The 9912-nt window shown below is 46.1% G+C and carries 2 protein-coding genes; both read left to right on the forward strand.

Translation table 11 applies throughout. The annotated features are described in order from the left end of the window. A partial coding sequence (locus AKG37_RS06585) for a condensation domain-containing protein (RefSeq protein WP_237697655.1) occupies positions 1 to 1914 on the forward strand: 1914 nt, incomplete at its 5' end. Between the two features lie 21 nt (positions 1915 to 1935). Then, the coding region (locus AKG37_RS06590; RefSeq protein WP_060698086.1) for a non-ribosomal peptide synthetase at positions 1936 to 9912 on the forward strand (7977 nt) is incomplete at its 3' end.

Below are 9912 nucleotides of genomic sequence, written 5' to 3' on the forward strand. Positions count from 1 at the left end.
GCGCAGCTCCTTGCGCTGGATACAGTCCAAGAAGCAGTCGTGACAACGGTCAAAGATGTAAGTGGTCAAGATGCACTTATCGCTTACGTCATTACGGATGAAGAAACGACAGCTCTGAAAGATAGCCTAAAAAGCATCTTGCCAGACTACATGGTGCCAGCATGGATCATAAAGCTAGATCAATTTCCAATGACGGCAAATGGAAAAGTCGATCTAAAAGCATTGCCGGCTCCAGATATGGAAGCAAACCAAACGGCATACGAAGCACCAAGAGACGAAGTCGAAACGCTGCTTTGTGAGATTTGGACAGACGTTCTTGGCGTTAGCCAAGTCGGCATTCACGATCATTTCTTCTTCCTTGGTGGAGATTCAATTAAAGGTATCCAAATGGCAAGCAGACTTACGCAAGCGGGCTGGAAGCTCGATATGAAGCTGCTTTTCCAATATCCAACGATTGCGGAGCTTCGCCCATATATTGAAGAAGCAGATCTTCTCACAGCCGATCAATCACCTGTCGAAGGAGATGTGATTTTAACACCGATTCAACGCTGGTTCTTTGAGCGAAACTTTACGAGTCAGCATCATTGGAACCAATCGGTTATGCTCCACACGCCAAATGGTTTGGATGAGGAAATTGTTCAGCAAGTGCTCGAGCAGCTCATGATCCATCATGATGCCTTGCGAATGGTGTATCCGCTCGAAGAAGGGCGCGTGATCCAGCGTCATCGAAGAATCGAGGAAAACAATGTAGCTGTTGATGTGATGGAAGTAAAAGGAGAGCTGTCACAGCAAATCCGGCAGGTCGAGGAGCTGGCAAATGAAGTGCAGGCGAGTATGTCGCTTGCAGATGGACCTTTAGTGAAGCCTGCCATTTTCCGAACGGATCAGGGAGATCATTTATTACTAGCTGTTCATCATCTTGTCATTGATGGTGTGTCATGGCGCATTTTCCTTGAAGACTTTATGGCTCTTTATGAACAGTCGAAGCGCGGGGAAGCGCTGACCCTTCCTGAAAAAACACATTCCTTCCAAGAATATGCCCAGAAGCTGACTGAATACGCTGTGTCAGATGAGCTGCTGGCAGAAAGGGACTATTGGAAAAATGCACTTGCGAATTCCGTTCCTCCGCTTCAAAAGGATCATGTGACGGAGGATCAACGAATGCTTCATACAGAGACCATCCGTTTTACCTTGTCTGAGGAGGAAACGCGCAGTCTGCTGACGGACGTACATGAAGCCTATCAAACAGAAATCAATGATATTTTGCTGACGGCATTAGGCTTGTCCATGAAAGAGTGGACAGGTGAAGACAGGCACTTTATTCATCTTGAAGGACACGGAAGAGAGGACATCCTGCCTGCGGTCAATGTATCGCGAACCATTGGCTGGTTTACAAGTATGTATCCTGTGTTACTAGATATGTCGCATGCAGACGATCTTTCTTATCAGATCAAGCATTTAAAAGAGGAGCTCAGGCACATTCCGAATAAGGGAATCGGCTATGGCGTTTTAAAATATTTAACGCCTGACAAGATGAAGGAAGATATCGATTTTCAAGTCATGCCAGATATCAGCTTTAACTATCTTGGTCAGTTTGACGAACAGATCGGCAGCGGTGAGCTGAGACGCTCTGCATGGCATGCGGGACAATCGCTGAGTCCTGAATCTGAGAAACCGCATGCGATAGATATTGTTGGTTTCGTAGAACAAGCAATGCTTCATGTGACGATTTCCTATCATCACCTTGAGTTCGAGGAACGTACGATGGAACAGTTCAAGGACCTCCTGCAAAAAAATGTGAAGGTGTTGATCTCACATTGTCTATCCCAGGATGAGAGCCAGATTACACCTAGTGATGTAGGAGATGAGGATCTCACCATGGATGAACTGGAAAAGCTAATGGACCTATTTTAAGCAAAACGAAGAGGTGGACTTATGAGCAAGCAGAAAATTCAAAAGGTATATCCTTTAACACCAATGCAAGAGGGCATGCTGTATCATGCCATGCTAGACCCTAATTCCTCCTCTTATTTCACACAGCTTGAGCTTGGAATAAGCGGAGAGTTTGATCTCGATCTTTTTGAAAAGAGTCTTAATGAACTCATACGGACATATGACATTCTGCGGACAGCGTTTGTCTATCAGCAATTACAAAAGCCTCGCCAGGTTGTATTGGCCGAACGTCATTTAGATGTGTATAGAGAGGACCTTTCTCATCTGAATCAGCAGGAGCAGCAAAAGGTATTGGATCAATATAAAAAGCAAGTGAGAAGGCAAGGATTTCACTTAACGAATGATCTATTGTTGAAAGTCGCTGTTTTTCAACTAAATGAAACAAACTGGCACCTTATTTGGAGCAACCATCACATCATCATGGATGGTTGGTCCATGGGTGTGTTGATGAAAAAACTGTTTCATTACTATGAATCTTATCGGAACGGCCGAACGCCGGATCGCTCACAAGGTAAGCCTTATGCAGACTATATTCAGTGGCTTGGAAAGCAAAACAAACAAGAAGCAGAAGACTATTGGGAAAAACGGCTGGATGGTGTTGTTCAGCACCAAGGACTGCTGCAGCAAAAAGAAGCGAACGGTCAATACGACCATCAGGAATGGACGTTTACATGGGATGCTCAAACGGTACAAGCCATTCAAGATGTGGCAAGACAATGCAAGGTGACAGCACCGAACTTATTTCAGGCTGTCTGGTCCGTTCTTTTAGGCACCTATCATGCGGCAGATGATGTCACATTCGGAACAGTTGTATCAGGCAGACCTCCAAGTGTGTCTGGGATTGAGCGTATGGCAGGGCTGTTTATCAATACGATACCTGTTCGGGTGACATTGGATCAGGAGCAGACCTTCAAACAATTATTTCAGCAGGTTCAGCAGCATGCATTGGATGCGGAAAACTATGATTTCATGCCGCTTTATGACATTCAGCAAAAGACAGCTGCTGGAGGACAGCTCTTTGATCATTTGGTTGGGTTTGAGAACTATCCTTTAGATCAGGAGCTGTCTGGTGACACTATGTCAGAACGTCTCGGTTTTTCCATTGATGTAAAGGACGGATTTGAACAAACGAATTTCGATCTGAACCTTCTTGTCTATCCGGGTGAAACGTGGACATTGAAAATCAAATACAACGCCAAGGCGTTTGAAGAAAAAGTCATTGAAAATATATCGAAACATCTGACCAATCTCATCAAGCAAATCATTCAAAATGCTGACATGCGCCTTCATGAAGTGACATGTATCACAGAAGAAGAAAAGCAGCAGATTGCAGCGTGGAATCAGACGGAGCGAGACTATCCGAAGCACCTGTCCATTCCCGAGCTGCTCAATGAACGTATCAAGGCGCAGCCAAACCATCTGGCATTAGTCGAAGGCGAGCGAACATTCACATACGAGGAGCTTGGACAAGAGATCCGTCGTGTAGCCGGAAGTCTTATTGAAAATGGTGTTCAGCCAGGGGATGCGGTCGCTGTGTATATGAATCGATCAGCAGATGCGGTGATCGCTATTTTAGCTGTTTTACACACGGGGGCTGCTTATGTACCGATTGATCCAGCTCAGCCTGAGGAGAGAACCAGATGGATGCTTGAAGACAGCAGCGTATCGATTTTGCTTTATGCTGACAGTCAGCCGCCAGTTGATGAAAGCATGAAAACAGTTCATGTGGCCAGCACGTCTCAACACTCCCAAGTGGAGTTATCAGTCCAGACGTCTCCGTCCCAATTGGCATATATCATGTATACATCGGGATCAACTGGACGACCAAAAGGTGTTCAAATTGAGCATCAGCATATTGTGAGATTGGCATGCGCTCAGGAGAAATTGGGGTTGCACAAGTCGGATCGTATGGCACATACAGGAGCTGTCAGCTTTGATGCGATCACCCTTGAAATCTTTACTACATTAATGAATGGGGCGACGCTTTATCCTGTTGACCGAGATACTTTATTGGATATTTACCAATTCGAACAATTTATCCAAACAAATCAGATCACGGCACTCTTTTTAACGACTGGTTTATTTAATCAACTCGCTCAGCAGCGGCCGCAAATGTTCAAAGGGTTAAAAACATTGTTCACGGGCGGCGATGTGATCAATGTGAAAAGTGCGGAGCTTGTGAAAAAGCATCATCCATCACTTATCTTACTGAATGTCTATGGCCCAACAGAAAATACAACCATCTCGACCATTTACGAAGTAAGAGGAGATGAAACGGGTTCGATCCCAATTGGTCAGCCGATCAATCATTCAACAGCTTATATTTTAGATGATCACCAAAGGCTGCAGCCAATTGGAGCGCCAGGAGAGCTGTATGTTGGTGGAGATGGTGTTTCAAGAGGATATCTCCATCGTCCAGAGTTGAACGATCAAATGTTCATGGCAGATCCTTTTAAGCCGTCAGGCCGTATGTATCGAACAGGGGATTTGGCAAAATATCGCGCGGATGGCCAGATCGAATTTCTCGGCCGGGCAGATGATCAGGTGAAAATACGAGGATTTCGTATTGAGCTTGGTGAAATTGAAACGGTGCTTCAGCAAGATGCAGGCATAGATGAGGCGGTTGTTCTTGTTCAGCAGCTTTCCTCAGATGAAAAGGAAATCATCGCTTACTTCACAGGAGCATTGTCAGAAGAAGAGGTGCGGAATTTATTCAATCGGGAGCTGCCAGCTTATATGGTGCCGCACCATGTGATGAAGCTGAATGCCTTTGCACTGACATCGAACGGGAAGATAGATCGAAAAGCTTTACCAAAGCCGGATGAAGTGCATCGCGAAGAGATCAAAATCATTCTGCCTGAGACTGAGACGGAAAAGGCACTAGCTGACATTTGGGAGGAGCTCCTTGGGAAAACGGTTGGAGTAGACGAGCATTTCTTTATGGCTGGCGGGCATTCTCTCAAAGCAATGATGATGTCAGCGAAAATTCAAGAAGTGCTTCAAAAGGAAGTGCCGATTCAAATGATCTTTGAGAAGCCGACGATTCGCTCATTAGCGGCGTATATCGATCAGGATGGTCAAGAAGAAAAGGGACATCCTATTTTGCCAGTAGAGCAGGCAGACGAATATCCGGTATCACCAGCTCAGCGCCGTTTATACATTTTACAGACACTCGAACCTGACAGTACGAATTATCATATTCCGATCGTCTTAACGCTTGAAGGAAAGCTCGAATATGGGCGGCTCAGTTCAGCGTTTAATCAGTTAATCCAAACGCATGAAATCTTAAGAACAAGTTTTCATATGATTGGAGAAGAAATTGTCCAAAGGGTGCATGAAAAGACTACATTTGACCTTCCCGTTTATGACATTAAGGAAGAAGAGGCAGAGGCATATCTTTCTGAACGTCAATCGCCATTTGATTTAACAGCGGCACCCCTTTTGCGTGCTCAGCTGCTCAAAGTCAGTGAGGACCGTCATCTTCTTGCTTTGGAAGCACATCATCTCATTACAGATGGCAGCTCTATGAAGACGTTCATTCAAGATTTGGCGAAGGCTTATGACGGAGAAGCTCTTGAAGAAAGGGCCATCCATTATAAAGATTATGCTGTCTGGCAGTTAAGTGAAGAAGAAACGGAAAAACAGAAGGAGCATGAAGCGTATTGGTTGAAGCAATTCGAAGGAGATTTACCAGTTTTAGAACTGCCAACGGATTATCCGCGTCCTGCGGAACGTGATTTCTCCGGAGAACGATTCATGTTTGGCTGTGATCAAGCGACGACTCAACGAATTGAGGAACTGCTTCAGAAAACAGATACGACCATGTATATGTTCTTGTTATCTGCATTTCAAGTGCTGCTTGCCTCTTATAGCGGACAGGAAGATATCATTGTAGGTTCACCTGTTGCCGGACGGACACACCCTGATATACAGGACATGCCGGGAATGTTTATCAACACCATTGCGATGCGCGGGAAGCCAGAGCAAACGAAAACATTTTTACAGCTGCTTGAAGAAATAAAAGAAACGAGTGTTGACGCTTTTGCCCATCAAAGCTATCCACTCGAAGAGTTAATTGCCCGTCTTCCATTAGACCGTGATACAACTCGAAGCCCGCTCTTTAGCGTGTCATTTAACATGCAGAACATGGAGGTTCCAGCACTAAAGCTCGGTGATCTGCACATTTCGCCTTATGCCATTCAGCATCACTCGGTCAAATTTGATCTATCTCTAGAAGCATTTGAACGAGAGGGAGCGTTAAAGCTGAGCTTTGATTATGCAGCAGCTTTATTCAAAGAAGAGACCATCCGCCGTTTCGGAACTCACCTCCTGGCCATTATTCGTGAGGCGGTTCATCATCCGGAGGAACAGATTGGCTTGCTCCATATACTGGATCAGCATGAGCAAATAGAGCGGCTGGAGAAAAAAGCCGAAGGGCAAACGGATCACCATGAGCCAATCCATGTCCAAGTTTCACGTCAGGCAAAAGAAACACCTGATGCCATTGCGGTCATGGATGACCAAAGAAAGCTCACCTACCGCGAGCTGGAAGACATGTCAACTGCACTAAGCTGTGAACTGAAGACACGAGGCGTAGAGAAAGAAAAGACTGTAGCACTGATCCTTGACCGGTCTGTCTATGTCATCGTCTCCATGCTCGGTGTGATGAAAGCAGGAGGAGCATTTGTGCCAATTGATCCGGCTTTCCCGGCTGAACGAATCCGCTACACATTAGAAGATTCAGGTGCACAAGTGATCGTAACAAATGAGTCTCTTGCGGGTTCCTATCAGAATCACAAAGCGCTTCAAGTGGTGCAGGTTGAACAAGCAGTGCGCCAAAGCTACTCATTAGAACTGCCGGAAGTATCGGTTGATCAGCTTGCTTATGTGATTTACACCTCTGGGACAACAGGTAAGCCGAAAGGTGTGCAGCTCACGCATCGTAATCTATCACACTATGTCAACTGGCTGACAAATGAGGTGACCTTGCAGGAATGTGATCGGACAGCACTGCTTTCTTCTTATGCGTATGATCTCGGTTACACAAGCATTTTCCCTGTCTTAAAAGCAGGGGGAACACTCTATGTACCTCGTGAAGACGTGTATACAGACCCTGTGCGTCTTATGCGTTTGATAGATGAACAAGAGCTGACTTATATCAAAATGACACCATCTTTATTTCATATGATGGCAGATTCTAGGGATCATGCATTTAACGCTTTACGCCTTGTGATACTTGGAGGGGAACCGATTGTTTCTGAGGATGTTGAAACATTTATGAGGCAGCATCCATGTGTGGCAGTGATGAATCATTACGGTCCAACGGAGACAACCATTGGTACAGTGACCAAGCTGATCACACCGCAAGAGCTGGACGCTTTGAAGGAACGCTCTGTGATTGGGCAGCCAATTGCTCACGCAAGAGCGCTCGTATGCAATCGTCAGCAGCGCCTTGTTCCTTATGGCGCGCCGGGAGAGCTTTATATATCCGGCGAGGGCGTGTCGAGAGGATATTTGAATCAGCCTGAATTAACTGCAGAACGTTTTCTTGAAAATCCATATGTCCCTCAAGAGCGAATGTACCGCACGGGGGATTTGGTCAGACAGTATGCAAATGGAGACATTGAATTTCTTGGAAGAGTCGATGATCAAGTGAAAATCCGCGGCTATCGCATTGAGAAACAGGAGATTGAGCATGCCGCACGTGCTCTGGCATCTGTTCAAGAAGTCCATGTCAAAGTCCTGCACCTGTCCCGTTTACCGGAGCTTGCCCTCTATTACACAGCGCCTGAACACATTGGGACACTTGCGTTTAGAGAAAATCTTGCGGAGACACTGCCGGACTATATGATTCCAACGTACTTTGTCAAAGTCGATCACATTCCACTCACGCAAAACGGAAAGGTGGATGCGAAGTCTCTGCCGCTTCCGCATGAGGTGCATATGAACCGCACAGCGCATGTGGCGCCAGAAACGGCACTTGAGCAGACGCTGTGTGACATTTGGTCAGAAGTTCTAGCGGTTGAACAATTAGGAGTTCATGATCATTTCTTTGAATTGGGTGGTCATTCCCTCAAAGGAATGGTGCTTATTTCGAAGGTGCAAGCCAAGCTGAACAAGCATGTGCCGCTCAAAGTTCTTTTTGAAAAGCCAACGATAAAAGCGATGGCTGCCTATTTGGAAGAAGCGGATTCTTCCGTTATCACAACCATTCAGCCGGCGGAAAAGCAAGATTTCTATCCCGTCTCTTCCGCACAAAAGCGGATGTATGTACTGCAGCAGCTACATCCAGGAGCAGTCACTTACCATATGCCAGCCGTTTTAACGATGGAAGGCAGCCTTGATGTGAAGCAGCTAGAAAAAGCGCTTCAAGCCTTGATCGAAAGACATGAATCATTGCGGACGGCCTTTGTGGAAATTGACGGTGTGCCAGTTCAAAAAGTCTATCGCCAAGTGCCGTTTACATTAGAGACTGTTGAAATAGAGAGTGGTCAGGAACAGTCTGTCGTAGAGGCATTCATTACGCCATTCTCATTACATCAAGCACCACTAATGAGGGCAAAAGTGGCGAAGCTATCTGAAGAGAAATATGTATTCATGATGGATATGCACCATATCATTGCAGATGGTGTCACACGCAGCCTGCTCATTCAAGAACTGGCTGAGCTGTATAAGCAAAAGCCGTTACCGCCGGTTCAGCTTCACTACAAGGATTATGCGGTATGGCAGCAGGAAGAAAAGCAGCAAGAGCTGTTTGAGAAACAACGGCAATATTGGCTGGAGCAATATGCACAGCCGCCAGAAGATTTGGCGCTGCCGCTTGATTTTCCGCGTCCCCATGTTCAGACATTTGAGGGAGGACGAGTGGATAGATGGTTGTCTGCTGAAAAGGTGCAGTCCATCAAAGCGCTCATGGCGGAAAAAGGTGTGAGCTTGAATATGGTGATGCAAACGGCATTTGCCATTTTCCTTTCAAAATTAACTGGTCAGACAGATATCGTCATAGGCGCTGTGGCCGCAGGACGTACGCATGCTTCAATCGAACGTATTCCTGGCATGTTTGTGAATACACTGGCTCTTCGAAACGAAGTGCAGCCAGAAGAAACTACAGCACAACTGCTTGAAAACACAAAGGCTCGCAGCCTATCAGCCTATGAACATCAAGATTTCCCGTTTGAGGAATTGGTGGCACAGCTAGATCTTCCGAAAGACACGAGCCGTAATCCATTGTTTAGTGTCCTGCTCACAACTGATGACCGTGACCTGACGTTACCGGATTTGAATGGACTTAAGCTTTCGCAAAAGCAGCAAGATACCGTTCATGCAAAATTTGATATAACGCTCGGTATATTTGAAGAAAAAGACCAAGTGGGCTTGCGCTTTGAGTATGCAGCGGCACTGTTTAAAAAGAGGACCATTGAGCGATGGAGTCGATATGTTGAACAAATCATAGACGAGATGCTGGCGAAGCTGAATCAGCCAATTTCAGCGCTATCAATCTTAACTGAAGAGGAAAAACGAGAGCTGATCAATGAATGGTCAGGGCCAGACCTTGACGTGCCATCAGACCAAACGGTTCATGCACTAATTGAATCTAAGGTTCATGAAGCACCACACCAAAAAGCGGCGACCTTCTGTGGAACGAGCTGGACATATGAAGAACTGAACAGCCGGGCGAATCTAGTCGCTTCAAGACTTATTGCGAGCGGTACAAAACAAGGAGACCGCGTTGGTATTCTCACCCGCCCGTCTCTTGACATGACAGCCGCTGTCCTTGGTGTACTCAAGGCAGGTGCGGCATTCGTTCCAATTGATGCGGACTATCCAGCGCAGCGAATTGCGTACATGCTGGAAGACTGCGGGGCAGAGGTACTTCTAATGCAGAAAGGGCTGACTGCACCGTCTTCATTCATGGGTCATGTCCTGTTGATAGAAGAGGCACTTGAAGGAGAAGCTCAC

It is taken from the genome of Bacillus australimaris, from assembly GCF_001307105.1.
Taxonomy (GTDB): Bacteria; Bacillota; Bacilli; order Bacillales; family Bacillaceae; genus Bacillus; species Bacillus australimaris.